Here is a 24,270-nt window from a genome sequence, read left to right on the forward strand (position 1 = left end):
CCGTGCCCGCGGGGACCGGCTCATCGAGGTGCCCGGGTTTGCGGACACCGGCATCTTCCTGGGCGTCTACCTGCACAGATCTCGACCTGTCACCGATCACGCCGGCCAGCCGCCTCCAAAAAGCGACACCGCATCTGTTTACTCGCAAAAGATGCAAAACCTCTTTTGTTCCGGCAGCGGCCCTCTTACGTTGGGGCGCCACTGGTACAGGAACGGAGGGCCGGGTTTGCGATCACATCGACCCGGGCGGGTGGCCGTCTCCCGCCGCCGATCCGGCGAGGGAACCGTCGTCGGCCCGCACGAGAGCAGCGTCCAAGCCGGCCTGAGGATTCTCGAGCTGGGCGGCAACGCCGTGGACGCCGCCGTCGCGGCGGCTCTCGTCGCCGGAGTCGTCGAGCCCACTGAGACGACGCTCGCCGGTTGCGGGTTCATGCTCTACAACGACGGCGGGAACGGTCCGATCGCGGCCGACTTCGGTCCGCGGGCACCGCTGGCGGCCTCCACCGCCATGTTCCGCCTCACCCCGGACGCGGAAAGCTCCGCCGTGCTCGGCCTCGCCCCTGTCGTCGACGACGAGAACGTCAACGGGCCGCTGGCGCCCGGCGTCCCCCGCACCCTGCTCGGGCTGCTGACCGCACACGAGCGGTGGGGCCGCCTGGACCGGCGCACGGTGTGCCGGCCGGCGATCGAGGCGGCCTACAACGGTTTCGCAGCCGACGCCTGGTTCCTCACCAGCGCCCTCAGCGACCTCGATCGTCTACGCCGCGACGAGGCCGCCGCCCGCACCTTCCTGGACGACACCGGGCTGCCGATCGGCCACCGGTCCTCGGGGAGCTACGGGTTCTCCTTCGACACCCGCCCGCGCGTCGTGCAGTCCACGCTCGGCCGTACCCTCGAAGAGGTCGCGGGCTCATCCCTCGACACCCTCACCACCGGCGCCGTCGCCCAGCGGCTGGTGGCCACGGCCCGGGATGTCGGCGGCCTCCTGTCCCTGGAGGACCTGCGTGCCGCCGCTCCGGAGATCGGTCCGGCGCTCACGATGCGCTACCGCGACGTGGACGTGTCCGTGCCGCCGGCACCGGGCGGCGGCATCACCGAGCTGGAGATCCTCGCCGGCTGGCAGTCGCTGAACCCGGAGCCTTCCACGTCCCACGAGAGCGGTGAGCAGACACGTCGCCTCGCCCTGATGATGCGGCACGCGTTCGCCGACCGATATCACTGGCTCGGCGACCCGGCGGTGGTTCCCGTGCCGACCCGTGAGCTCCTGAGCGCGAGGTACGCCCGGGACCTGGCGCGGCTGGTCGAAGCGGGCACCGACCTGCCCCGGTGGGGCGACGGTGCCCCATGGCTCACCTACGCCTCCGTCGCGGCGCACGACCCCTGGGCCTACTCCGAGACGGGCGCCGGCGCGCCGGAGTGGTCACCGAAGCTGGCGTCCACCCCGACGGGCGGCACGACGCACATCTCGGCGACCGACCGTGACGGCGGAACCGTCGCCATCACGCACACCGCGGCCAACCACTTCGGCAGCGGGATCCTGTGCCCCCGCACCGGCCTGCTGTTCGACTCGGCGATGGCGTGGTTCAACGCGGCCGCCGGCGCGGCCAACAGCGTCCGGCCCGGAGCCCGGGCCCTGGCCAACATGGGGCCCGCCCTCATCACCCGGGCCGGCCGGCCGGTGGCGGCCGTCGGCGCCTCCGGCGGCCGGCGGATCATCAGCGCCGTCGCGCAGCTGATCATCAACATGGTCGACGGCCGGCTCGGCCCCGCCGAGGCGCTGGCGCTGCCGAGGCTCGACGCGAGCGGCCAGAAGATCCTCGTCCATGAAGGCCGGGCGGAGCACCTGGAGGCCCTGGCCGACCTCGGGGCGACGCTCGTCCCGTCCTCGAACGAGCCTTTCACGATGGACTTCGCCCGGCCCAACGTCGCCGGCCACCCGGCCGCCGGCCAGTCCGAGTCGGCCATCCCCACGTCCGCCTACGGCGACTGACAACGAGAAACGGTGGCAACCATGGCGTCTACCTCGACCGAGGCTCCGCGGGCGGCGAACGCCGTCTCGGCGCTGCGGACCTTCTTGGTCGCAGGGCTCGGCACGGCGCTGGAGTACTACGACTTCCTGATCTACGGCCTCGCGGCAGGCCTGGTCTTCAACAAGGTCTTCTTCCCGGGAAGCGACCCGCTGATCGGCACCCTCTACGCCTTCGCCGCCTTCGGGACCGGCTTCCTCGCCCGGCCGCTCGGCGGAATCGTCATCGGCCACTTCGGCGACATCATCGGCCGCCGCAAGATGCTGATCACGACACTGATCACGATGGGCGTCGCCACCATCGCCATCGGGTTCCTGCCCGACTACGCGACCATCGGCGTCTGGGCGCCGATCCTTCTGGTCCTCCTGCGGCTCGTCCAGGGGTTCGCGGCCGGCGGCGAATGGGGAGGCGCGGCCCTGTTCGGCATCGAGAACGCCCCGGCGAACCGGCGCGGCCTGTGGGGCAGCTTCACCAGCATGGGCATCGGCCTCGGCACCCTCCTCGGTGGTGGCGTCTTCACCATCGTCAGCATCGCCTTCGACGACCAGCTCACCCCGCTCGCGTGGCGCATCCCGTTCTGGATCGGCGGAGCCCTCGTGCTCGTCGGACTCCTCGCCCGGATGTCGATGCCGCAGCAGGAGGCGATCCCGACCGCCCCGGCGAGGGCGAAGCGGAAGATGCCGCTGGCGGAGGCGGTGAAGCGCAGCCCGCGCACGGTTCTCCTCGGCCTGGGCGTCAGCTACGGGTACAACACCGTCGCCTACATCGGCTTCACGTTCTTCCTGTCCTACCTCACCGGGATCGGTTACGGCGCGACCGAGTCGCTCGTCGCCCAACTGGTGTACAGCTTCGTGCTCTTCTGCAGCGCCCCGCTGTTCGCGCTGATGTCCGACCGCGTCGGCCGGCGAACCGTCATGGTGCTCGGCGGTATCGCGATGGCGGTGTTCCTCTACATCTACTTCCCCATGGTCGGCACCGGCAGCATCGCCCTGGTCGTCCTCGCGTTCGGCATCACCGGCCTCATCACCGGCATCACGCAGGGCCCGATTCCGGCCTTCCTCGGGGAGCAGTTCCCCGCCCGCATGCGATACTCGGGCATGTCGGCCTCGTACCAGATCGGCGCGGCCATCGGCGGCGGCACCGCCTCGTTCGTGGCGACAGGACTACTGATCATGTCGAATCAGCAGCCCGTCGCCGTGGCCGCCTACGGCACCTTCGCCATGGCGGTGCTGATCGCGTGCTCGCTCGGGCTGCGGGAGACCTCGCGCCTGTCGACCCAGGAAGTCAACGACCCAGACGGAGCCACCGCAACTGCTCGCACATGACCCGGTACCACGCCGCGCGACGCTCACCGAAGTGGCGGAGCGGGCCGGTGTCTCGCTGACCACGGCGTCACACTGTTTCAGCGGACGCCGGCCCGTCGCCGCCGCCACCCAGGAACTCGTCTGGCGGGCGGCCGCCGAGATCGGTTACCGGCATGACCGGGCACGCGCCAACATCGGCATTCTCATCAGGCCGCCAGAGGCGGTGCCCGGATTCGCGTTCGGAACGGCCACCTTCGCCGACCTCGCCGGCGCGGTCGCGGTCGCCGGACTGGCCCGGGGATACACCGCGGTGACGGCCGCCCATTTCGATGATCTGGTCGGGCAGACGCCCCGCCTCGACGGGTGCGTCGTGCTCTACCCGAGGCATGGGGACGGCGACCTGCAGAGCCTCGTCCACCGGTCCATGCCCGCCGTCTCCTTCGACCCGGATCCCGCGGAGAACGAGTTCCGGTGGTGGGTCGGCGTCAATTACGTCGACTCGATTCGCGGCCTGCTCACCCACCTGAGGTCCCGAGGGGCACGGCGGGTGGCGGCCCTGGTCGGGCAGACCGACAACATGTACCGGCGGTCGATCCTCGGCGTCTACACCGCCACGGTCCGGTCGTGGGGTGATGCTCCGATGATCCGCATGGCCGACGACGGCATCGGCGAGGCGGCCGGAGCGGAGGCCGCGGCGAACCTCCTGCGCGCCGGTGACCCGCCCGACGCGGTCATCACGTCCTCGAGCGTCTTCGCGCGGGGGGCGCTCACGGCCGCACTGGAGATGGGGGTGAAGGTCCCCGACGAGTTGATGATCGCCACGGTGACGGACGGGCCGCTGGCCGAGTACGCGTCCACCCCGATCACCGGCCTGCGGCTCAACGTGAACAGGTCGGCCCGCTACCTCGTCGAGCTGCTGGAAGCACGGATCCGGGGCGCGGCGGCGCCCGCCATGAACCCGAGCGTGGCACTGGAGCTCATCCAGCGCAGCGCGACCCGCAGGAAGCCGCAGATCGACGGAAGGGACGCCGCAGGACTTCCACGGTGAGATCCTCGGCGCTCCCCCGGGGGCCTGGAGAACATGCGTGAACGTTATCGCGTCCCCAATGGTGGATCTTCGCTGCGCGCGGGAGGGGTGTTCGGGCCGGGCGGCACGCCGGCGGAGGGCTACATTCACAAATCCCGATAATTGTCGCCCGCAATACATGAAGAATCTCCGGTACATTGGTGGGAAATATCGCCGGGCGACCGGCGGCCGGAGCTGTTCGCCGCCGCCTGCTCGCGCTTCCGAACAGCGAAAACCTTCTCGCGGCCTCCCTTCCGCATGAAAGCGGACCGGTGGGTCGTCCCGCATCGGGTGCCGTCGCCGAGGTGGTCGTCATGGCCCGTTGCGGGACGAAACCCCTGATGTGCACGGTCCCCTCGGTGAGCGTGGGCCGGCGGTACGGAAGTGACCGATCTCGCTTGCGCGTCCCGGACATCCCGTCGGCGGCTGGGCAGGATCCGGCCCAGCCAACGGCAGTTTTCCCCTTTCCGTCGAATATCAGCCAGTCTGCATATCTCCTGCTATGTATTGATTTTTTCGATCGGCTGACCAACGCTGATCGGGACGCCTGGTCATGGAAGGGAGTAAGAATGCCTGTCACCCTGGAACGCTCTGCCGAGATCGTCGCCGCGTGGCGCAGCGGAGCCGAGGTCGAGGGCTGGGACAGCCCGGCCGGCCCACTGTTCATCGGCGAATACGCCGAGTCGGAGATCACATTGACGGCGATGGACACCCGGCTGGCGAGCTCGTGCACCTGCAGCCGCTTCTGCTGCTGATCAAGAAAGGATGATCCATGTGGCCGGGGACTTCGACCCGTCGCTGGACTTTCTGACCGCACCGGCGCTGGCCGGGCTGTCCGCCAAGCTAGGATCGATCCCCGGCCTCGCGGAAGCGGAGGCCCGGCTGATCTGCCGGCGAGCCGCCGAAGCGCTGGAAGAGACCCTCCGCCTCAAGGTCAACAGGGTCCTGCTGCTGGAACTCAACGCCGCCAGGATCAGCGGAAGGCTGACCGCCGAGACGCCGCAGCTGCGGTGGCAGGAATGGAAGGCGACGGCCGAGAGGCCCGAGTTCTGGCCGTCCCTGACCGAGCACTACCCCACGATGCCGTCCAGGCTGGGCGCGCTCATCGACAACAGGTGCGCAGCGGCCGTGGAACTGGCCCACAGGTTCGCAACCGACCGCACGGCGCTCACCGCCCTGCCCGGCGGTCTCCGCGGCGAGCTGGCCTGCGTCGACTTCGGGACGGGAGACAGCCATCGCGGAGGGCACAGCGTCGCCGTCCTGCACGGCTCGCAGGGCAAGGTGGTCTACAAGCCCCGGTCCCTCGCCGTGGACGAGGCGCTGGCGCGGCTGATCGACCGCCTGGCACCCCGGCTGCCCGCCGGAAGCAGCATTCGCGTGCCCGGCGTGCTGATCCGCCAGGGATACGGCTGGGCGGAGCACATCCAGCACCGCTACTGCGCCGACGAGGCGGAGCTGCGGTCCTTCTACCGCGGTGTCGGGCACTGGCTGGCGCTGATGCGGCTGATCGGCGGCAGCGACCTGCACATGGAGAACCTCATCGCGGCCGGTCCCGCGCCCGTCGTCGTCGACTGCGAGACGCTGTTCACCCCGCACGTCCCGGCAAAACCGTCCGGATACGGCGACGCCGTCGACCGGGCGACCGACCTGCTCAGCGGATCGGTGCTGCGCACCGGACTCCTCCCCGGACGCGGCGTCTCGCTCGCCTGGCGCGGCGTCGACATGTCGGCCGCCGGGGGCCTGCCCGGCCAGCAGCCGTACACGCAGATGCCGGTCGTCGTCGACGCGGGCACGGACATGGCGAGATTGGGGATGGAACGGGTCGAGCTGGGCGCGGTGCGCAACCACCCGAGCCCCGATCCGATCCTCGTGCACTACTGGGACCTGGTGCTGTCCGGATTCACCGAACTGGTCGAGCACCTCGACCTGCTGGATCGGCGGGACGAGCTCGCCGGGCTGCTCACGGACTTCGCCGACCGTCCTATCCGGGTCGTGCTCCGTGCCACCGAGGCGTACGCCGAGTTGGCCCGCATGTTGTGGCACCCGGCCGCGCTGCACGACGAGCCGGCCGCGACGGGCAGGGCGGCGGGGCTGCTGGCCCAGCACGCCGAGAACCTGCCCGGCGCGCCGTCGGACCCCGAGGTGATCGACGCCGAGGTGGCCGAGTTGCTGGTCGGCGACATCCCCTTCTTCGCCACCACCCCTGCTCGCGGCCGGCTGGACGGCCCAGGCGGAACCTCGTACGGAGACGAGCAGGACCTCATCGCGGACGCGCTGCGGCGCTGGCGTGACCGTGACGCAGCCCTGGACCGCGAGGTGATCCGGTCCGCTCTGGTCAGCGCCTACCTCAATGAAGGGTGGATGCCCGCCAACAAGCGGATGACCGCGCCTCTCATCCGGCACCAGGACCTCGACCGGCGCCGGCGCCGGATCGCGGCCGGGATCGCCCGCACCGTGCTCGACACGGCGGTCCGGGGCGACGACGGCACCGTGACCTGGATCGCACCGGTGCTCACCTCCGACGGCTGGTTCGTACAAGCGCTGTCTCCCGACGTGTACGGCGGGGCGTACGGGGTCGCCATCACTCTGGCCGCCTACGTGAGTGAGACCGGGCAGGGCAGGGCCGACGAGGTGCCGGGGCTGGACGGGCTGCTCGCCGATCTCCTCCATACGATCAGGCTGGCCGAGGAGCGCGACGCGGAGGCACGCCGCACCGGGCCGCGGCGCCGCCCCGCCACCCCGGGCGGTTACGTCGGCATCGGCTCGCAGATCTGGACCTGGCTGCTGCTGCGCAGGCTGGGCACCGTCGGCTCGGCGGAGGCGGTCGCCCGGGCCGGCGCCCTGGCGGGGCAGCTGCCCGAGGCGGTGGCCGCCGACGGGGTGTACGACCTGCTCACCGGCATGGCAGGCGCCATCGTGCCGTTGCTCCGCCTGTCGGAACAGACCGGTGACCAGCGGTGGTCCACGCAGGCCCACCGCATCGGGGAGTGCCTGCTCTCACTGGCCCACATCGACGACCGGGGAGCACGCTGGCCCAGCACCGCGTTCCCACAGGGGTTAGGCGGGGTCTCACACGGCGCCACCGGGATCGCCTGGGCGCTGGCCAGGCTCGCCGACAGCGCCACGGCCGGCGCCGCGGACTTCCGCACCCTGGCAGCCAGCGCCTTTCTGTACGAGGAGTCACTGTACGACCCGGCGGAGAAGGGCTGGCGCGACCTGCGCGAAATGGACGACCGTCGCGTGACCTCCAGCGCGTGGTGCCACGGCGCCGCCGGCATCGGGCTCGTCGCGGCCGACCGGCTGGCCCGCGAAGGTGACCCGCGCTGGGCGGACGTGCTGCGCCGGGCCGCCGCGTCGTCCTGGTCGAAGGGCATCGGCTGGAACCACACGCTCTGCCACGGAGACCTCGGCAACTGGGAGGTCGTGCGCCACGCGATCGACGCGGGTGTCGGGCCCGGAGAGCTGACCCCGGAGTACCTCGCCGCGTACATGATCGGCAGCATGGACGAGCACGGCCCGGTGAGCGGCCTTTCCCGGGACGCCTTCAGCCCAGGTCTGATGCCGGGAGTGGGCGGCATGCTCTACCAACTACTACGCCTGCACCCCGGCACCTCCCTCCCCTCCATCCTGCTCCCCGACCCGGACAACCAGTGTGGCTGGCCCCATACGCGGTAAGCCGACGCGTTCCGTCCGGTGGTCGATGCCCTGCCCCCTTCGGGACCGCGCAGGCCCGCCGGCTACAGCGGCGGGTAGGCGTTGGCCAGAAGCTGCCGGAACAGCGCGGGGAACCACTGCCCCTCCGCAGGGGCGTTCGGCAGCGCCTGGCCCGGTACGTACGCGCCGCGCGGCTCCTGGAACAGCGGGTCGCACCGCTGGTCGAACGGGATGTTCTCCGGGTTGGGCACGACATTCGCCGCGCTGGCGCCGTCGGAGACACCAGGCGGCTTGATCCAGGCATAGGCGTCGATGCCGGGCGCGGGATCGGCCCGCGGCCGCTCGCCGAGCCCGGTGCCCGTCTGATTGCACCAGTTGGCGAGGCTGACACGGCGGTCCACCCGGGACTGATCGACGAACGTGTTCGCATCGGTCGAAGTGCTCGCCGCCGCCGGCCGGGCCGGGCCGCCCCAGCCGTTCCGGGAGGTGTCTATCACCATGCCGATGGTGGGCGGAAACCCGGCGGCGATCAGCCGGTTCCGGAACGCCTGGGCGAACGACAGCTCGTCGACGTAATCGTTCCAGTCCACCCAGCGGGTCCACTTCACCGGCGTCCCGGCGATCATCGTGGAGGCGGTGAAGAACGGCTCGGTGAGCGCGCCCCACTCGGCGGTGTTCACCGTGAAGCCGTGCACGGGCGGCAGGCCGCCGCCGGTGGCATTGCCGATGCCGGCCAGCAGTTCGGCCGCCGCGCCGAAATTGTCCGCCCAGCCGAGCCTCCCGTGGTTGGACGCGTCGAGGTAGGTGTACACGTTAGGGATGCCGTACAGGCGGTTCAGGGCGTACCGCACGGCCAGCGGATAGACGCCGCCGGCGCGGACCGGCTCGCAGTTGATGGTGTAGATGGTGCCGGTCGGCATCACCAGGCCCGGCAGGAAGTCCGGCTCGACCACCGCGACGATGCGCAACCGCCGGTAGGCCGGGTCGGCGAGGATCGAGGCGATCGGGTCGACGTACCTGGTGCGGTACTGGTCGAGACCGTCCGCCGCGATGGTGAAATCGCCGGTGCTGGCGTACCGCAGGCAGTTGCGGTCGGGCAGGTCGTTCAGCACGATCTGGATGGTGAGCGGCGTCGCACCGTTCGCGGCGTCCTGCCGCACCGCCTCGTCGAGGTGCGCCCGCAGCCCCGGAATCGAGGAGGTGCCCGCGATGCGGGACACCCGGTCCAGCCACACACCGGTCGAGGTCCGCGCCACCGCCTCCCCGCCTGGCTCGCCCGCCGCCGCGGCCGACCACGTAGGGTCCACGTACCCGTCGGCCCCGGCGTAGGGGTTGTCCACCCGCGCGGGATCCGGCGCGGGGGTGGGACTAGGCGTGGGTGTGGGCGTCGGGGTCGCCGTGGGGGTCACCGGCGGATTGGGACCGAGGCAGCCGACGCCGTTCAGCAGGAACAGCGCGGGCGGCGAGTTCGTGCCGGTGTACGACCCGTTGAAGCCGACCGTGATCCGCTGCCCCTGGTCCAGCGTCCCGTTGTACGGCAGATTCGCGGCCGTCACGTCCCTGCCCGACTGGCTCCACGTGGCGGACCACCCGTTGTCCACCTTCTGGCCCCCCGACCAGGTGAACGTCAGCCGCCACGAGGTGATCCGCGAGGCCATGTTCTCGATGGTGACGTTCGCCCCGAACCGCCCGCTACTGTCCCAGGTCTTCGCATACGTCACCCGGCAGGTGGCCGGTGGCATCGCCGCCAGCGCGGGCACGGCCACCGCCACGACCGCGAACGCCACCATTCCCGCGACCATCGCAAGGATCCCTCGGCACCGCGTCCTCCACCGCACCACCACGCTGCGCCTCCTCGAAACCGGCCCACGGAAACCCCCAAGGCAGAGCAGGGAGGCGATCACTACGATTCGCCCATCTCGCGCGCCTGTACACCGCCCACCCGGCCGCTCGGCCCGTGCGGCCCGTCCGCCGGTCGCGATCAGGTCGTCTAGCTCGGTAAAGGAGCACTTATCGGCCCGTCACTCACCTGCCGCTCCTGAAAGCTTCAGCCCTTCGATCGGCCGGCGAGGTGGTCCGGCGGTGGCGGAAGGATCGAGTTCGATCCCTCGGCGGCCGACATCTTCGCCCAGGCGCTCGACGAGTAGCCGGCACCCCCCGCTAGCAGTCGTGTTGGCAAGACCCGGAGATTGTCCGGACAAAGCGAAAGGCCCGTCCCAGGTCTTCCCTGGTGGCGGGCCTTCCTGCGTTGCGCGGCCGGGAGGACTCGAACCCCCAACCTTCTGATCCGTAGTCAGATGCTCTATCCATTGAGCTACGGCCGCTCGCTGCGCTAGCAAGCATAGCGGAACTCGCGCGCTGCCTCGAACCGGATACGGGACAGGGCGAGGGAGCGTGTTCAGGGAGTGGCCGGGCGGCCGGCGGGGCGGGGTCAGCAGGACGGGGACAGCAGGCTCGGCCATTGCAGATTGTCCGTAACGCCACCGATGATGCCGATCCTCTACTCTGCCAGGAAACAGGGGGTCGAGGATGAGCACACCACCGCACGGGGCGGAGCGCGAGCCGGGGGACGACGACGCGGGCAGGCAAGACCGGCCGCCGCCGGCGGGGCCGCCGTCCTCGCCACGGGACGGTGCACCGCAGGGGTCGCCACCGCGTGGTCCGTCGCAGTGGGTGCCGCCGGAAGGGATGACGCCGGGCGGGCCGTCGCGGCAGGGGCAGCCTCCCGGGGGACCTCGCAGCGGGCCGCCACCGCAGGGACCGCCGGCCGGTGGCCCTCCGGGTGGGCCGCGACCGGCTGGGCCGCCGCAGGGCGCAACGCATGGCGGGCCGCCGCCGCAGGGGCCGCCGTACGGGGGGCCTCCTCAGGGGGCCACGCATGGCGGGCCGCCGCCGCAAGGGCCGCCGCCGGGGGGAGCGCACGGTGGACCCCCGGGCGGGCCGGTGGGGTATGGAGGGCCGCCGGCGGGGCGGTCGACCGGGACGGTGGTGGGGCTGGCGTTCGCGGGGATCGCGATCTACACCGTCATCAACTTCGCCGCCGCCATCATCGCGCTGAGTCTCGCCCGCGACAGCGACACGGCCCCCGTGGTCCTCGGAGCCGGCGCGGTGCTGCTGGCGCTGGTCGCGCTGGGCGGCGGCGCCGCGCTGCTGTTCGTGCGCCGGCCGTGGGCCACCGGGCTGGGCATGGGGCTGATGATCGGCTGGGCGATCTCGTCGATCGTCACCGCCGGTTACTGCACCGGGCTGAATCCCGGGCTGTACGGCTGACATGCCGCTGCACGAGATCTTCGTCGGGCTCGGCGTGCTGGTGGCGTCGGTGGTGTTCGTCCGGGAGGCCCGGCGGCGCGGCGCGCTGAACGAGCAGTCGCTGGTCGCGGTGACCGGCGCGCTGGTCGGCGGGGCCATCGGCATGCGGCTGGCCGGCTGGCTGGAGACGCTGGACCTGGCGGAGCTGTGGCTGTACGGCTCGCGCAGCGTGCTCGGCGGGCTGGCCGGCGCGTACGCGGGGGTGCTGGTGGCCAAGCGGATCATCGGCCATCGGCAGCGCACCGGCGATCTGTTCGCCCCGGCGGTGGCACTCGGGATGGCGGTCGGCCGGATCGGCTGCGCGCTGACCGAGGCACCCGGCCGGCCGACCACGCTGCCGTGGGGGGTGCACGCGCCCGCGACGACGCCGGAGTGCCCGGGGTGCCTGGCCGGGCAGGCGATGCACCCGTCGTTCGTGTACGAGATCATCTTCCAGCTCGCCGCGTTCGCGGCGCTGCTGTGGGCGCGCGACCGGCTGGATCGGCCGGGCGAGCTGTTCACGCTCTACCTGGCCGGATACGCGGTCTTCCGGTTCCTGGTCGAGTTCACCCGGGCGAACCGGACGATGTGGCTGGACCTGACCGGCCCGCAGTGGTTCCTGCTGCCGGGCCTGGCGCTGCTCGCGCTGCGGGTCGGCTACGGCCTGCGGCGCGGCTACTACGACGCCCTGCTGCGGCGACCGGCGGTGCCGGGGCCGGCGTCCGAGGACGGGGACGGAGACGGAGACGGAGACGGAGAAGGCGACCGCGACGGCGACGGCGCGAACGGGGGCCACCCGCGGCCGATGCGATACACCACCAAGCCGGATCCCGCGTCCGGTGCCGGCGAAAGGTCATGAGATGAGCACGGGGATGGGCCTGCGCGGCGACCGGATCCTGCGGTACGTGAACGCGTTCTGCCCGCACTGTCACGGCCGGGACCTGGCCGAGGTGGAGCGGCTGAGCGGATATCTGGCGGTCCGGGACGGCCGGGTGTGGCTGGAGCGCGGCTGCCGGGAGCACGGCCTGGTGCGCACGCTGTACGACGAGGATCCGGAGATCCTGGCGTACCTGGAGGAGTGGACCGCGCCCACCAAGCAGCACATCCCGGACGTGGCGGGAAACTTCCGGCCGGTGCCGGCGGCCTACCTGGACGGGCTGCCGGAGATGCAGACGCAGCACACCTGCATCCTGCTGGCGGACATCGCCGAGGCGTGCAACCTGCGCTGCCCCACCTGTTTCGCCGGCAGTTCCCCGGACCTGACCGGGATCGTGCCGGTCGCCGAGGTGCTGGCCAACGTGGACCAGCGGCTGGCCCGGGAGAACGGGCGGCTGGACGTGCTCATGCTCAGCGGCGGCGAGCCGACGCTGCATCCGGAGCTGCCCGCCCTGCTGGCCGAGCTGGCCCGGCGCCCGGTCACCCGGATCCTGATCAACACCAACGGCGTGCTGATCGCCCGGGACGACGCGCTGCTCGACCTGCTCGCCGAGCACCGGGAGCGGGTCGAGGTCTACCTGCAGTACGACGGGAGTTCAGCCGAGGCGTCCCGGCACCACCGGGGCGGCGACCTGCGGCGGCTGAAGGCCGAGGCGGTGCGCCGGCTGTCGGAGCGGGAGATCTTCACCACGCTGGTGATGACGGCGGCGCTCGGCGTCAACGACGGCGAGATCGGGGACGTGGTCCGGCTGGCGCTGGACACCCCGTACGTGGGCGGGGTGTCGTTGCAGCCGCAGTTCGGCTCGGGGCGGTCGGCGCCGATCGACCCGGTGGACCGGCTGACGCACACCGGCGTGCTGGCCCGGCTGGGCCCGCAGACCGGCGGGCTGGTGACCTGGCGCGATCTGACCGCGCTGCCGTGCTCGCATCCCCACTGCTGCTCGGTGGGCTACCTGATCAGGGACGACGCGGGGCGGTGGCGCTCGCTGACCGCGCTGATGGGCCACGACCGGTTGAAAGAGAACCTCGGCCTGGTGGCCAACCGGATCGCCGACCGCGAGCTCCCGCGGCAGTTGCGACTGGCGGTGCGGGAGTCGCTGCTCGGGCTGCTGTCGGAGCGGTCGTCGCTATCGGATCCGCGGGTCGGCGACCTGTGGCGGGACATCTGCGAGAACTGCGATCTCGGCGTGTCCACCCTGCTCGCGCTGGCGTCGTCCGCGCTGCCGGGGCGCCGGGCGAAGCTGCGCCGGATGCTGGGCGAGCGGGTGGTGCGGGTGACCGTCAAGCCGTTCATGGACATCTCGACCATGATCGAGGAGCGGCTGACCCAGTGCTGCGTGCACGTCGGCACCCGTGCCGCTCAGGACCAGTGCGCGCCGTTCTGCGCGGTGCAGGCGTGGCCGCAGCTGTCCGGGCAGCGGCTGTCCGCGGTCGCCGCCCAGCCGCGGGAACGGCTGCCGCTGGAGGTGCTGCCGTGACGCCGGAAACGCCTGCCGGGTCCGCGGAAGAGCCTGCCGGGGCGCCGCAACGCCCGGCCGGGACGTCGGGAATGACGGCCGGCGCGGCGGACGGCCCGGCAAGGACGCCGGGTGGTCCTGCGGTGACCGCGCAACCGCATGATCCGCTGCGGTTGTGCGTGTACGCGACGGTCGCGCTGCTGGGCTGGCTGCTCGGCCCGTGGGCGCTGCTCGGGTTCGCGGCGCTGGGGTTCGCCGGTTACCTGCGGGCCCGGCGGGCCGGGCTGACCCGCAGCAAGTGCGTGCTGCGCGACACCCGGCTGGTGCTGGCGTATCTGGGGGTGCTCGCGCTGGTGGCGGCGGTGGCGATCGTCCGTCCGCTGCTGTGAGGGCCGGGGTCAGCGGGGGGCGATCACCCGGATCTCGAAGTCGAGGCCGCTGACCACCTGGCCGGCCCGGATCTTGCAGGTCTTGCGCAGCTCGACGTCCCCGTCGACCAGGACGTTGCCGGCGGCGATGAAGTGCTTGGCCTCGCCGCCGCTCTCGGTGACCGAGCAGTACTTGAGCAGGTCGCACAGCGGGATGTACTCGGTGCGCAGCTCGAAGGTCTCGTCCAGGAAGTTCTGCTCCACGGACCTCAGCATAGGCGCAGCACCCGGCCGCCCCCACAAGTGCGGACATCACCGGAATTCATCGCCAAACCCGTATCAACCGGACAATACCTCTGCAAACTTTGCGGCCGCCGAGCGTGGCGCGCGCGGGCCACGGCAATGAACCAGCTCAGGTGACTCGACGTGGCCTTTCGGCCGGAAGCTGCGGGTGTGCCCATGATCCAGGCAGCGTTGTACGGCACGGGTGCTCTTCCCGGACAGCTCGCCGCGGCGATCGGAGTGGCGGTCCTCGGCTGCCTGGTCGTCCTGGCCGCCCTGCTGGTCCGCCGCCGCAACCAGGGGACGGCGGCGGCCCGCGAGCACGCCCGGCGGGTACGCGACTTTCACCGGTCCCTGCTGCGCGCCGAGTACGACTACCCGCGCCCCAGCCTCGCCGACCTGGTGCAGTCGTGCCGGGACGCCGGGCTGGCCGTCCGGTTGCACGTGGCCGGCCCGCCGCGCGCGCTGCCCGATCCGGTGGACCTGGCCGGGATGCGGATCCTTGAGGAGGCGCTGACCGACGTGGTCCGGCACGGCGGCCAGAGCGCGAGCGTGGTGCTGTGCTACCGCCCCGGCGGGATCACCCTCACCGTGGACCGGCCGATGGACGGCGGGCAGCCGTCCCGGCGGCCGTCCGACGGGCTCGCCACCATGCGGCGCCGAGCCGGCCGGGTGGGCGGGCGGCTGTCCGCCGGGCCGTTCGAGGGCGGCTGGCGGGTGCGGGCCGAGCTGCCGCTGCCCGGCTGAACCGGACGCCCGGCGGGTCAGCCGGTGACCAGCAGGGACAGCGACTCCGCGACGCAGGCGGGCTTCGCCTGGTCCGCCACCTCGATGGTCACCTTCAGCGCGCAGTGCGTGCCGGCGGGCGTACCGCGCACGCTGAGGATCTCCGCGCCGGCCCGGACCTCGGCGCCGACCGGCACCGGGGCGGGGAACCGTACCTTGTTCAGCCCGTAGTTGACGCCCATCGTCACCCCCTCGACCCGGTACAGCTCCTGGGTGAAGGACGGCAGCAGGGACAGGCTCAGGTACCCGTGCGCGATGGTCCCGCCGAACGGCCCGGCCTTGGCCCGCTCGGCGTCCACGTGGATCCACTGGTGGTCGCCGGTGGCGTCGGCGAACAGGTCGACCTGCTCCTGGGTGATCCGCCGCCACGGGGTGTGGCCCAGGTGCTCGCCGGTGGCCGCCTTCAGTTCGTCGATGCTCGCGAAGATCCGCATGCCGGGAATCGTAGTCACGTCCCGCCCGGACGCGGATGGATGTGCGACCCGGGGTGGTCCACGGGCAGGACGCACCGCAGGCCGGCCTGGTCGAGCTCGGCGCAGCGCTTGGACTCGGCCCGCCGGGGGAGCGGCGGCGGGCCCGCGGGAGGGGATTCCATGGTTCTCCAGGGTGGGGGCGACCTGGACCGGGACAAATCATGGCATGTCCCACCTTGGATTCCTATCGTGCCGATGCAGATCTGCCCCGCCGCCTTCCGGGGGACGCCGCGTTCACCGCCGCTCCGGTCCGGCCCCGACCAGCCGCCGGCACCACGCACCGCGCCCCGACCGGCCATCCAGGCTACACAGGCGTATAGTCAATTGTCCGAGCATCTAGTTGGCTGTACGAGCGAGTAGGAGATCTGGCGTGAGCCCGACCGGACCCGACCCCGAGGACCTCACCGCCCGCGCCCGCATCCGGGACGCGGCGATGCGGCATTTCGGGGAGTACGGCTACGAACGGGCCACCATCCGGGGCATCGCCGAGAGCGCCGGAGTGTCGTCCGGGCTGGTCCGCCACCACTTCGGCTCCAAGCAGGCGCTGCGCGAGGCGTGCGACGCGCACCTGATCAAGCAGATCCGCCGGCTCAACGACGACGTGCGGTCCGGCCGCATGCTCCACCAGGACAACCCGATCGCCACCACCAACGCCGCCCTCGGCCCTTACCGGCGCTACCTCGCGCACGCCCTGGTGGCCGGGTCGGCCGAGGCGGTGTTCGACCAGCTGGTCGAGCTGGCGGAGGAGTGGTTCGCCGAGAACGACCCTCGCCGGCCCGACGCTCCGCAGGTCGGCCGGCGCGCCCGGGCGGCGGCGTTCACCGCCATGGCGCTGTCGACCGCCGTGCTGCGTGATCATGTGGCCCGGGCCATGGGCGTCGACCTGGACACCCCGGAGGGCGAGCTGCTGCTCGCCCGGACGCTGCTCGACCTCTACTCCCACCCGGTGCTCGGCACCGACGAGGCGGCCGAGTACACCGCCGCGCTCGGCAAGCTCCCGCCCGGACGGCCGGCCCGGCCCTGACCCCTCCCCGACGACCCGCACGTCCCATGTCCCTCGAAGGAGCACGATGTCAGAGTCCACCGCCCCCACGTCGTTATCGAACGCCCGCCGGGCGGGCCGACCGTTCGACCCGCCGGACGAACTCGCGAAGCTGCGCGCCGAACAGCCGATCAGCCCGATGACCTACCCGGACGGGCACGAAGGGTGGCTGGTCACCGGACATTCCCTGGTACGGGCGGTCCTCGCCGATCCCCGGTTCAGCCACCGTCCCGACCTGCAGCACCTGCCGCTGGAGACCGCGCGCGTCACCGCGGCCCAGCCGGCGCCACCGGGGGCCTTCAACGCCATGGACCCGCCCGAGCACACCCGGTACCGGCGCCTGCTGACCGGGCAGTTCACCGTGCACCGGATGCGCATGCTCACCGGCCGGATCGAGGAGATCACCGCCGAGCACCTGGACGCGATGGCCCGGCAGGGACCGCCCGCCGACCTGGTGACCGCGTTCGCGCTGCCCATCCCCGGCCTGGTCATCTGCGAGCTGCTCGGCGTGCCGGCGTCCGAGCGCGACCCGTTCCAGCGGGACATGTCCACGCTGCTGAGCATGGACACCACCGCGGAGCAGAAGATGGCCGCCTACGCCGCGGTCCAGGCGTTCATGGCCGGCCAGATCCGCGCCAAGCGCGCCGCCCCCGGGGACGACCTGCTCAGCGGCCTGGCCACCGGCACCGACCTGACCGACGAGGAACTGACCAACCTCGGCGGCGTCCTGATGGGCGCGGGCTTCGAGACCACCGCCAACATGATCGCCCTGGGCGCGTACGCCCTGCTCGACCGGCCGGACCTGCTCGCCGAGCTGCGCGCGGACCCGGGCCTGGCCGACCAGGCCGTCGAGGAGCTGCTGCGCTACCTGAGCATCATCCCGGGCACGGTGCGGGCCGCGCTGGAGGACGTCGAGATCGGCGGGCAGCTCATCAAGGCCGGACAGTCGGTCACCGTGTCCATCCCGGCCGCCAACCGCGACCCGGCGCACTTCCCCGACCCCGACACGCTGGACCTTCACCGGAGCACCGCCGGCCATCTGGCCTTCGGGCACGGCATCCACCAGTGCCTCGGCCAGCAGCTCGCCCGGGTCGAGATGCGGGTGAGCATCCCCGCGCTGCTCGCCAGGTTCCCCACCCTGCGCCTGGCCGTCCCGCCGGAGGAGATCCCGCTGCGCACCGACATGCTGATCTACGGCGTGCACCGCCTGCCGGTCACCTGGGACGCGTGACCCCCCGGATCCGGTAAAACGCTTTGCCGTGGGCCCGCGGGCGCTGCGACCATCCCGGAATGGACCCGCACATCACCACGCTGGCCGAGCGGCCCGGGCTCGCGGCGGAGCTGTGGAGGATGCCGGACACCTGGCCGGTGTTCATGAAGCACGACCCGGCGGCCGGCCTGTACTACCCGCTGGCCGCCACCAGGTACGCCGACCACGTCCTGGTGGCGACCGACGACGCCGGCGAACCGGTCGCGCGGGCATTTTCGGTGCCCTTCGCGCTGGGCGGCGGCGAGCTGCCCGACGACGGCTGGGACGGGGTGCTGTGGCGGGCGACGGCCGACCGGCGGCGCGGCACGCCCCCGGACGCCATCTCGGCGCTGGAGATCACCATCCGGCCGGATCTGCAGGGCCGGGGACTGTCGGCCGTCATGCTCGCCGCGCTGCGGGCCCACGCCGCCGGGCTCGGCTTCGCCGAGCTGCTCGCCCCGGTACGCCCGAGCAACAAGCACCTGCACCGGCGGGTCCCGATGGCCGAGTACGCCGCGCTGCGCCGGGACGACGGCCTGCCGGCCGACCCCTGGCTGCGGGTGCACGTGCGGGCCGGTGGCGCGATCGACAAGATCGCGAGCCGGTCCATGGTGGTCGCCGGCACCCTGGCCGAGTGGCGCGAATGGACCGGCCTGCCGTTCGACCGGACCGGCGAGGTGGACGTCCCCGGCGCCCTGGTGCCGGTGCACTGCGACGTCACCCACGACCACGCCGTCTACGTCGAGCCCAACGTCTGGGTACGCCACCCGCTGGGGTGACCGGCGGGTCATCCTGGGAAAGGACCGGACATGTCCCGCGAACGGCTGCGGACCACCTTCGACCAGGCGGCCGCGCGCTACCAGGACGCCCGTCCCGAGTACCCGGCCGCCCTGTACGCCGACCTGCTCGAACTCACCGGGACGGCCCGGGGCGCGCGCCTGCTCGAAGTGGGCTGCGGGCCGGGCAAGGCCACCCTCCCGCTCGCCCGGCAGGGGTTCCGGATCACCGCGGTCGAGCTCGGCGCCGCGCTGGCCGCCGAGGCCCGGCGCAATCTGGCGGCGTTCCCCGACGTCTCGGTCGTCACGTCCTCGTTCGAGGAGTGGCGGCCGCCGGCCGGGGAGCGGTACGACCTCGTCTACGCGGCCACCGCCTGGAAATGGGTCGGCCCGGTGAAGTACGCGAAGGCCGCCGGGGTCCTCCGGCCGGGCGGCCGGCTGGCGGTGTGGGCGGCCGGGCACGCCAACCCGGCGGACGCCGACCCGTTCTTCACCGAGATCCAGCGGGTGTACCAGGAGATCGGCGAGGGCCACGACGGCACCTGGCCGCCGCCCCCGCCGGAGGACGAACCCGACCCCACCCCGGCCGAGTTCGAGGCCTCCGGCCTGTTCACCGTGGTCGCGACCCGCCGGTACGTGTGGGCGCTGGAGTACACCGCCGAACAGTACCTGGCGCTGCTGGACACCTTCTCCGGCCACATCGCCATGGCGCCGGCCAGGCGCGCCCACCTCTACGCGGAGATCCGCCGGCTGCTCGCCGCCCGCCCGGACGGCCGGCTCACCCGCCACTGGTGGGCCCCCCTCACCATCGGCCGCCGCCGCTGATCTGCACGGCGGCAGGCCCGCGCGCGTCATCCGTACGGTCGCGCGGGTCCGTGGCGAGGTCCTCTCAGTGCGCCTGCCTGGCCCGGTCGAGGTAGGCGAGCAGTTCGGCCATCCGCTCCGGCGGCCAGGGCAGGCGGCGGCCGAGTTCGGTGCCCTGTTCCCGCCACATCCGCCGGGCCGCCTCCTCGGTCTGGCCGCCGGCCGGGTGGAAGGCGGCACCCAGCTCGTCCCAGTCGCGGACGAGTTCCCGCACCCGCGGGTCGTCCACCGGGGTGCCGGCCCGCACGTGCGCGAGCAGTTCGTCGACGAGCCCGGCCCACCGGGCCCGCGCCGCCTCGACGGCCTCCGGCCCGAGTTCGGCGCGCCGCCGCGCCAGTTGTTCCTGCTGTTCCTGGGTGAAGTAGCCGTCCAGCATCGAGATCATCTCCAGGGTCGTCATGAACTGGTCGGGATGGGGCATCGACGACCGGCCGAGCTGCGCGAGCAGGCCGCGGACCTGGCGGGTCAGCCGGGCGATCCGGGCGGCCTGCTCTTCGAGCCCGGCCAGCTGCGCGCCGAGCAGCTCGCGCATCGCCGCCAGGTCGTCCGCCGGGCGGGCTATCACCGCACCGATCTCCGCCAGGGGCACCCCCAGCGCGCGCAGGGCCCGCACCCGGTACAGGCGGCGCAGGTCGGGCTCGGTGTACCGGCGGTGGCCGGCCGGCGTCCGCTCGCTCGCCCGCACCAGCCCGATGTCGTCGTAGTGGCGGAGCGTCCGCACGGTGACGCCGCCGGCCCGGGCCAGCTCGCCGATGCTCCACCGGCGTCCGGTGTCCTCCTCCATCACCCTGACGACGGTAGGACCTCTCGTCGCGAGAGGTTCAACCCCTGCCGGGTGCGACATCGCACCGAACAACAAAATGATCTTCTGTCCCAAATGCCGGTTGCCGGACGGTCCGAATACTTATGATCAACTTCAGCAGGGTGCCGGACGGGGGTCGTCCGTCCCTGCGGAAAGGGGACATGAAACTCTTGCGTCGCAATCTCGTGATCGCGCTGTGCCTCGGCACCCTGGTCGCCACCGGCTCCGGACCGGCCGCGCTGGCCGACCGGCGGCAGGACCCGGCCACGTCGTCACACCGGTCGGCCGACCTCGTCATCCCGGGTGACAATTTCCATCCCGAGAGCGTCGCGGCCACGCCGGACGGCACGGTGTTCGCCTCCAGCATCGTGACCGGCGAGATCGTCCGGTTCCGGCCCGGGTCCACGACCGCGCAGACGTTCCTGCCGGCCGGGGTGAACCTCGGCACCGCCGGCGTGCTCGCCGACCCGCGGCGCGGCGTGCTGTGGGCGTGCGCCATCGACCTGTCGTTCCAGACGCCCACCGTCCTGCAGGCGTACCGCCTGTCGACCGGCAGGCTGGAGGCGGCGTACACCCTGCCGGACGGCGGCGTCTGCGCGGACATCACCCTGGCCCAGGGCGCGGTCTACCTCACCGACACCACCAACCCGACGGCCACCCCGCAACCGCCCGGCCGCATCCTGCGGCTGGCGACGCCGAACCCGCTGACGGCCTCCGGCGGCAAGCTGTCGGTGTGGTCGCAGGACCCCGCCTTCACCAGCGGAGCGGGGCTGCAGATCAACGGCATCGCGTTCGACGGCGCGCGTTCCCTGTACACCACCAACTACAACAGCGGCGAGCTGATCAAGGTCGACATCGCCCCGGACGGCACCGCGCGGCCGGCCCAGGTCGTCGACCTCGGCAAGCGGTTCGTCAACCCGGACGGCATCCGGATGCTGGACCGTGACCACCTGCTGGTCCCGGAGAACCCCGGCCCGTTGAGCGTGGTGGACGTGCGCAGGCGCACCGCGACCGTGGTGACCTCGCTCGACCAGCCCAGCTCGGTGGCCGTCACCGGCTCGTCCGTCTACGTGGCCGAGGGCCAGATCCCGCGACTGCAGACCGGCCAGCAGCCGAACCTGCCGTTCAAGGTCCGCCGGCTGCCCGCGCCCTGACCTACCGGCGGCACGGCAGGGCGGCACCGTTCGACCATCGGCGGCCGGACTCCCGGAGTTCCGGGGTCCGGCCGCCGATCGCCGTCAGCGGCCGGCCACATCGCTCCCGCCAGGTGGCAGGGCTCAGCGCCACCGGCGACCCGGGCGAAGCGCCGTCACCGGGAACGCCGTCACCGGGAACAAGGTCAGTACGGCCAGCCGGGGACGTTCAGCCGGATGCGGTACAGGCCGAAGTTCCCGCTGTTCCCGCCCCGGGAGGGCGTGCCCGAGGTGATGTACAACGTCTGGCCGTCCGGGCCGCCGAAGGCGACGTTGGTGGTGTTCAGCCCGGCGGAGATGGTGCCGAGCTGCACCCCGGACGGCGAGTACACGTGGACCTTGCCGTCGTTGTAGGACGCCTGGTAGAGGTTGCCGGCGCAGTCGATGGTCGCGCCGTCCGAACCGTTCAGCGACGCGAAGTCGGCGCGCTGGCCGACGCTGCCGTCGCCGTTGACCGGCCACTTGTAGACCCGTCCGGTGCCGTTGCCGCCCACGTAGAGCGTCCGCCCGTCCGGCGAGAGCACGATGCCGTTCGGCTCCCGGATGGTGTCGTCGATCAGCGACACGACACCGTCCTTGACCCGGTACACGCCGGTGCGGCCGGACATCTGGTCCGCCCGGTTCGCCCGCTGGAAGTCGGGATCGGTGAAGTACACGGTGCCGTCGGCGCCCACCGTGAGGTCGTTCGGCGAGTTGAACGCGCGACCCTGGTAGGAGGAGGCCACCACGCCCCGCGCCCGGTCGGCCAGCCGGAAGGAGGAGACGCTGCGCTGGTCGTGCGTCGCGGCCAGCAGCGTGCCGCCGTCCCGGCTGAGCGCCAGACCGTTGCTGCCGGAACCGGAGATGAAGGTCTCGAAGGTGCCCGGCTCGGTGAACCGCAGCACGTCCGCGGGCTGGACGCCCTCCGGCCCGGTGCCGTCACGCATGAGCGACAGCAGCAGGGTCTGGCTGGTGGCGTCCCAGACCGGGCCCTCCAGGAAGTTGAAGCCGTCCCGGATCTTCGTGGCGGTCACCGACGCCGACGGCAGCGGGTCGGGGTAGCTCGCACCCGGCGTGCACGGCCCGACCCCGGGACGCGGCGTACCCGGCGAGGGAGTGACCGTCGGCGTAGGAGTGGGGGTGGGGGTGGGGGTCAGCGTGGGCGTGGGCGTGGGGGTCGGGGTCGGCCCGGTGCCGATGACCCAGCGCTGGTTCGCACCGCCGTTGCACGACCAGATCTGCAGCAGGGTGCCGTCCGCGCTGGAGTTGCCGTTCGCGTCCAGGCACTTGCCGGACGGCTGGCTGACGAGCTGCCCGCTCGCGGTCGCGGTCCAGCGCTGCGAACCGGAGCCGTTGCAGTCGTAGATCTGCGCCCGCGCGCCGTTGGCGGTGGAACCGCCGGCCACGTCGAGGCACTTGCCGAGGGCGCGCAGCGTGCCGTCGGTGCCGGCGGTCCACTGCTGGGCCACGCCGCCGTGGCACGTCCACAACTGGACGCGGGTGCCGTTGGCGCTGCTGCCGCCGGCCACGTCGACGCACTTGCCGCCGATGCCGGTGATCGGGACGCCGGCAGCCGCGGCCGCGGTGGACGCGTGGACCAGTGCGGTGGCGAGCACGACGACCGCCGCGGCGGCGCCGGTCGCGAGGGAACGCCGGGCCCGCCAGGCCCGGGGATTCCGTGATGCGGTCATGGAGACCTCCGATGCGATGCGGCCGGCCATGTCAGGAGTGGACGGCCATCGACAGACGACTATCGGATGGTCACGCTGAAATAACAAGAACGCCTTTCATGACGCTCCGTATCACCGCAGGTCACTGGCCCTGAATACCACCGGAATCGTTTCGACGGATGAGACGAGACGGCACCCGGCTGAGACTCACGGGGAGCGGCGACGGAGGCGTCCCCGTGCATGCGAAACCTGACGGTACGCCGGCCGCCGGATCGGCGATCCCTTTACCTGCGCGAGCGTGTGACCTGCCGGTCTCCCCACATTGGTCACTCCGACGGCCATGGAGTCTGTCAGCCGGGTGTCCGGGCAGCCGATCGACCGGTTCCCCTGCCTGACCTCGGGGTGCCGCGCCACCGCCGGATCAGCGTTCCGCCGGTGCCCTTGGGCGGCGGGTTCGGTGAGATCCGTGCAGCGCCGCGTTCACCGGCACCCCCGGCCGCCCGACCGGACATCGGTGATCTTCTCCCCCGCGCACGGCGTTCCACTCTTCAGAGACTCAGTTCGGCCGCTGGCACGATGAACGCGATGACCTGGATCGCCATCTCCTTGTCGATCTGGGCGACGGACAGACCGAGCGCGCGTTCGCCGCGATCCCAGAAACGGCCCTTGATCGTCCCGTGCGCGATCAGAAGCTCGGTGAAGGGCGATGACTCGCCCCGGGCGAGCCGGCGGGTGACATCCACCGGGTGGGGATCGCCCCAGACGGCGATGGCCGCCGCCTCGTAGTCGCGGCACAGCGGTTCCAGGCTTTCCCAGGCGGCCTGGGCCGCCGAACCGTCGTGGTCATCCCAGAATTCTTCGGACGCCGCCAAGACGATCGCGTGACCCCCCGCGTCGCTGGTGACGGTCAGCCCGGCGTGCTCCCGGCTGGTCCAAGAGTCGGGAAACACCCAGGACTCGAATTCGGCGTAGAGCGCTGGAAGATCCACATTCGGCATACCTACAGGCTATTTGATCTTCGGCAACGACGACACGACCCCAACGGTCCATCGTC

The 24,270-nt window shown here is 72.0% G+C and carries 22 protein-coding genes and 1 tRNA gene; 15 read left to right on the forward strand and 8 right to left on the reverse strand.

Annotation, left to right across the window (positions count from 1 at the left end; translation table 11 throughout):
- Positions 1–226: 226 nt before the first annotated feature.
- The 5 genes from Sru01_RS12945 (at position 227) to Sru01_RS12965 (ending at position 8,072) form a co-directional block, all read left to right on the forward strand.
- Positions 227–1,990: a gamma-glutamyltransferase gene (locus Sru01_RS12945; RefSeq protein WP_203984536.1), complete on the forward strand. Its 1,764-nt coding sequence runs from the start codon at positions 227–229 to the stop codon at positions 1,988–1,990.
- 21 nt (positions 1,991–2,011) lie between these two features.
- Positions 2,012–3,352: an MFS transporter gene (locus Sru01_RS12950; protein WP_203984538.1), complete on the forward strand. Its 1,341-nt coding sequence runs from the start codon at positions 2,012–2,014 to the stop codon at positions 3,350–3,352.
- A gap of 31 nt (positions 3,353–3,383) precedes the next feature.
- A complete protein-coding gene (locus tag Sru01_RS12955; protein WP_203984540.1) occupies positions 3,384–4,379 on the forward strand; it encodes a LacI family DNA-binding transcriptional regulator in 996 nt (331 codons plus the stop codon).
- 587 nt (positions 4,380–4,966) lie between these two features.
- Positions 4,967–5,152 carry a DUF6229 family protein gene (locus tag Sru01_RS12960; RefSeq protein ID WP_203984542.1) on the forward strand — a complete coding sequence of 62 codons (186 nt, stop codon included), beginning with the start codon at positions 4,967–4,969 and terminating at the stop codon, positions 5,150–5,152.
- A 10-nt stretch (positions 5,153–5,162) separates the two neighbouring features.
- Complete coding sequence (locus tag Sru01_RS12965; RefSeq protein WP_203984544.1) at positions 5,163–8,072, forward strand: type 2 lanthipeptide synthetase LanM family protein; 2,910 nt, start codon at positions 5,163–5,165, stop codon at positions 8,070–8,072.
- 62 nt (positions 8,073–8,134) lie between these two features.
- Here Sru01_RS12965 and Sru01_RS12970 read toward each other — a convergent pair whose 3' ends face one another.
- Positions 8,135–9,853 carry a glycoside hydrolase family 6 protein gene (locus Sru01_RS12970; RefSeq protein WP_203984547.1) on the reverse strand — a complete coding sequence of 573 codons (1,719 nt, stop codon included), beginning with the start codon at positions 9,851–9,853 and terminating at the stop codon, positions 8,135–8,137.
- Between the two features lie 449 nt (positions 9,854–10,302).
- Positions 10,303–10,375, reverse strand: a tRNA-Arg gene (locus tag Sru01_RS12975).
- A 664-nt stretch (positions 10,376–11,039) separates the two neighbouring features.
- On the opposite strand from Sru01_RS12975, the gene Sru01_RS12980 reads away from it, so the two are divergent.
- From Sru01_RS12980 to Sru01_RS12995, 4 genes are all read left to right on the forward strand, one after another.
- On the forward strand, positions 11,040–11,321 hold the full coding sequence (locus Sru01_RS12980; RefSeq protein ID WP_203984642.1) for a hypothetical protein: 282 nt from the start codon (positions 11,040–11,042) through the stop codon (positions 11,319–11,321).
- A 1-nt stretch (position 11,322) separates the two neighbouring features.
- Entirely contained in the window at positions 11,323–12,198 is an 876-nt protein-coding gene (locus Sru01_RS12985) for a prolipoprotein diacylglyceryl transferase (RefSeq protein WP_275412163.1), read from the forward strand.
- 1 nt (position 12,199) lies between these two features.
- Complete coding sequence (locus tag Sru01_RS12990) at positions 12,200–13,753, forward strand: radical SAM protein (RefSeq protein WP_239137379.1); 1,554 nt, start codon at positions 12,200–12,202, stop codon at positions 13,751–13,753.
- 122 nt (positions 13,754–13,875) lie between these two features.
- Entirely contained in the window at positions 13,876–14,121 is a 246-nt protein-coding gene (locus Sru01_RS12995) for a hypothetical protein (protein ID WP_203984549.1), read from the forward strand.
- A gap of 9 nt (positions 14,122–14,130) precedes the next feature.
- Here Sru01_RS12995 and Sru01_RS13000 read toward each other — a convergent pair whose 3' ends face one another.
- Complete coding sequence (locus Sru01_RS13000) at positions 14,131–14,364, reverse strand: RNA-binding S4 domain-containing protein (protein WP_239137366.1); 234 nt, start codon at positions 14,362–14,364, stop codon at positions 14,131–14,133.
- A gap of 195 nt (positions 14,365–14,559) precedes the next feature.
- Between Sru01_RS13000 and Sru01_RS13005 the strand changes: the two genes are divergently transcribed.
- Complete coding sequence (locus tag Sru01_RS13005) at positions 14,560–15,129, forward strand: sensor histidine kinase (protein ID WP_203984551.1); 570 nt, start codon at positions 14,560–14,562, stop codon at positions 15,127–15,129.
- 17 nt (positions 15,130–15,146) lie between these two features.
- On the opposite strand, the gene Sru01_RS13010 is transcribed toward Sru01_RS13005, so the two are convergent.
- Positions 15,147–15,602, reverse strand: coding sequence for a MaoC family dehydratase (locus tag Sru01_RS13010; RefSeq protein ID WP_203984555.1), 456 nt, complete (start codon positions 15,600–15,602; stop codon positions 15,147–15,149).
- A gap of 14 nt (positions 15,603–15,616) precedes the next feature.
- Positions 15,617–15,763, reverse strand: coding sequence for a hypothetical protein (locus tag Sru01_RS13015; RefSeq protein WP_203984557.1), 147 nt, complete (start codon positions 15,761–15,763; stop codon positions 15,617–15,619).
- 248 nt (positions 15,764–16,011) lie between these two features.
- Here Sru01_RS13015 and Sru01_RS13020 point away from each other — a divergent pair, with 248 nt between their 5' ends.
- From Sru01_RS13020 to Sru01_RS13035, 4 genes are read left to right on the forward strand one after another with little or no spacing between them, the layout of a single operon-like run.
- Entirely contained in the window at positions 16,012–16,665 is a 654-nt protein-coding gene (locus Sru01_RS13020; RefSeq protein WP_239137367.1) for a TetR/AcrR family transcriptional regulator, read from the forward strand.
- A gap of 46 nt (positions 16,666–16,711) precedes the next feature.
- A complete protein-coding gene (locus Sru01_RS13025) occupies positions 16,712–17,914 on the forward strand; it encodes a cytochrome P450 (RefSeq protein ID WP_203984558.1) in 1,203 nt (400 codons plus the stop codon).
- 59 nt (positions 17,915–17,973) lie between these two features.
- Complete coding sequence (locus Sru01_RS13030; protein ID WP_203984559.1) at positions 17,974–18,711, forward strand: GNAT family N-acetyltransferase; 738 nt, start codon at positions 17,974–17,976, stop codon at positions 18,709–18,711.
- A 30-nt stretch (positions 18,712–18,741) separates the two neighbouring features.
- The gene (locus Sru01_RS13035) at positions 18,742–19,533 is read left to right on the forward strand and encodes a class I SAM-dependent methyltransferase (RefSeq protein ID WP_203984560.1); all 792 of its coding nucleotides are present in this window, start codon (positions 18,742–18,744) and stop codon (positions 19,531–19,533) included.
- A gap of 64 nt (positions 19,534–19,597) precedes the next feature.
- On the opposite strand, the gene Sru01_RS13040 is transcribed toward Sru01_RS13035, so the two are convergent.
- Positions 19,598–20,356, reverse strand: coding sequence for a MerR family transcriptional regulator (locus Sru01_RS13040; RefSeq protein ID WP_239137380.1), 759 nt, complete (start codon positions 20,354–20,356; stop codon positions 19,598–19,600).
- Positions 20,357–20,535: 179 nt separating this feature from the next.
- Between Sru01_RS13040 and Sru01_RS13045 the strand changes: the two genes are divergently transcribed.
- Complete coding sequence (locus tag Sru01_RS13045; protein WP_203984562.1) at positions 20,536–21,528, forward strand: SMP-30/gluconolactonase/LRE family protein; 993 nt, start codon at positions 20,536–20,538, stop codon at positions 21,526–21,528.
- A 185-nt stretch (positions 21,529–21,713) separates the two neighbouring features.
- On the opposite strand, the gene Sru01_RS13050 is transcribed toward Sru01_RS13045, so the two are convergent.
- Together Sru01_RS13050 and Sru01_RS13055 are read right to left on the reverse strand one after the other, a co-directional pair.
- Positions 21,714–23,237, reverse strand: a complete 1,524-nt coding sequence (locus Sru01_RS13050) for an SMP-30/gluconolactonase/LRE family protein (protein WP_239137368.1) — start codon at positions 23,235–23,237, stop codon at positions 21,714–21,716.
- Between the two features lie 527 nt (positions 23,238–23,764).
- The gene (locus Sru01_RS13055; protein WP_203984566.1) at positions 23,765–24,214 is read right to left on the reverse strand and encodes a hypothetical protein; all 450 of its coding nucleotides are present in this window, start codon (positions 24,212–24,214) and stop codon (positions 23,765–23,767) included.
- Between the last annotated feature and the right edge of the window lie 56 nt (positions 24,215–24,270).

Source organism: Sphaerisporangium rufum (genome assembly GCF_016863395.1).
GTDB lineage: Bacteria > Actinomycetota > Actinomycetes > Streptosporangiales > Streptosporangiaceae > Sphaerisporangium > Sphaerisporangium rufum.

Excerpts from the sequence above, each read along its gene's own strand:
- Sru01_RS12950 (WP_203984538.1), top strand. The coding sequence starts at position 2,012 with ATGGCGTCTACCTCGACCGAGGCTCCGCGGGCGGCGAACGCCGTCTCG.
- Sru01_RS12960 (WP_203984542.1), top strand. The coding sequence starts at position 4,967 with ATGCCTGTCACCCTGGAACGCTCTGCCGAGATCGTCGCCGCGTGGCGC.
- Sru01_RS12965 (WP_203984544.1), top strand. The coding sequence starts at position 5,163 with ATGATCCATGTGGCCGGGGACTTCGACCCGTCGCTGGACTTTCTGACC.
- Sru01_RS12970 (WP_203984547.1), bottom strand. The coding sequence starts at position 9,853 with ATGGTCGCGGGAATGGTGGCGTTCGCGGTCGTGGCGGTGGCCGTGCCC.
- Sru01_RS12985 (WP_275412163.1), top strand. The coding sequence starts at position 11,323 with ATGCCGCTGCACGAGATCTTCGTCGGGCTCGGCGTGCTGGTGGCGTCG.
- Sru01_RS12990 (WP_239137379.1), top strand. The coding sequence starts at position 12,200 with ATGAGCACGGGGATGGGCCTGCGCGGCGACCGGATCCTGCGGTACGTG.
- Sru01_RS13005 (WP_203984551.1), top strand. The coding sequence starts at position 14,560 with ATGATCCAGGCAGCGTTGTACGGCACGGGTGCTCTTCCCGGACAGCTC.
- Sru01_RS13010 (WP_203984555.1), bottom strand. The coding sequence starts at position 15,602 with ATGCGGATCTTCGCGAGCATCGACGAACTGAAGGCGGCCACCGGCGAG.
- Sru01_RS13015 (WP_203984557.1), bottom strand. The coding sequence starts at position 15,763 with ATGGAATCCCCTCCCGCGGGCCCGCCGCCGCTCCCCCGGCGGGCCGAG.
- Sru01_RS13025 (WP_203984558.1), top strand. The coding sequence starts at position 16,712 with ATGTCAGAGTCCACCGCCCCCACGTCGTTATCGAACGCCCGCCGGGCG.
- Sru01_RS13030 (WP_203984559.1), top strand. The coding sequence starts at position 17,974 with ATGGACCCGCACATCACCACGCTGGCCGAGCGGCCCGGGCTCGCGGCG.
- Sru01_RS13035 (WP_203984560.1), top strand. The coding sequence starts at position 18,742 with ATGTCCCGCGAACGGCTGCGGACCACCTTCGACCAGGCGGCCGCGCGC.
- Sru01_RS13040 (WP_239137380.1), bottom strand. The coding sequence starts at position 20,356 with ATGGAGGAGGACACCGGACGCCGGTGGAGCATCGGCGAGCTGGCCCGG.
- Sru01_RS13045 (WP_203984562.1), top strand. The coding sequence starts at position 20,536 with ATGAAACTCTTGCGTCGCAATCTCGTGATCGCGCTGTGCCTCGGCACC.
- Sru01_RS13050 (WP_239137368.1), bottom strand. The coding sequence starts at position 23,237 with ATGACCGCATCACGGAATCCCCGGGCCTGGCGGGCCCGGCGTTCCCTC.
- Sru01_RS13055 (WP_203984566.1), bottom strand. The coding sequence starts at position 24,214 with ATGCCGAATGTGGATCTTCCAGCGCTCTACGCCGAATTCGAGTCCTGG.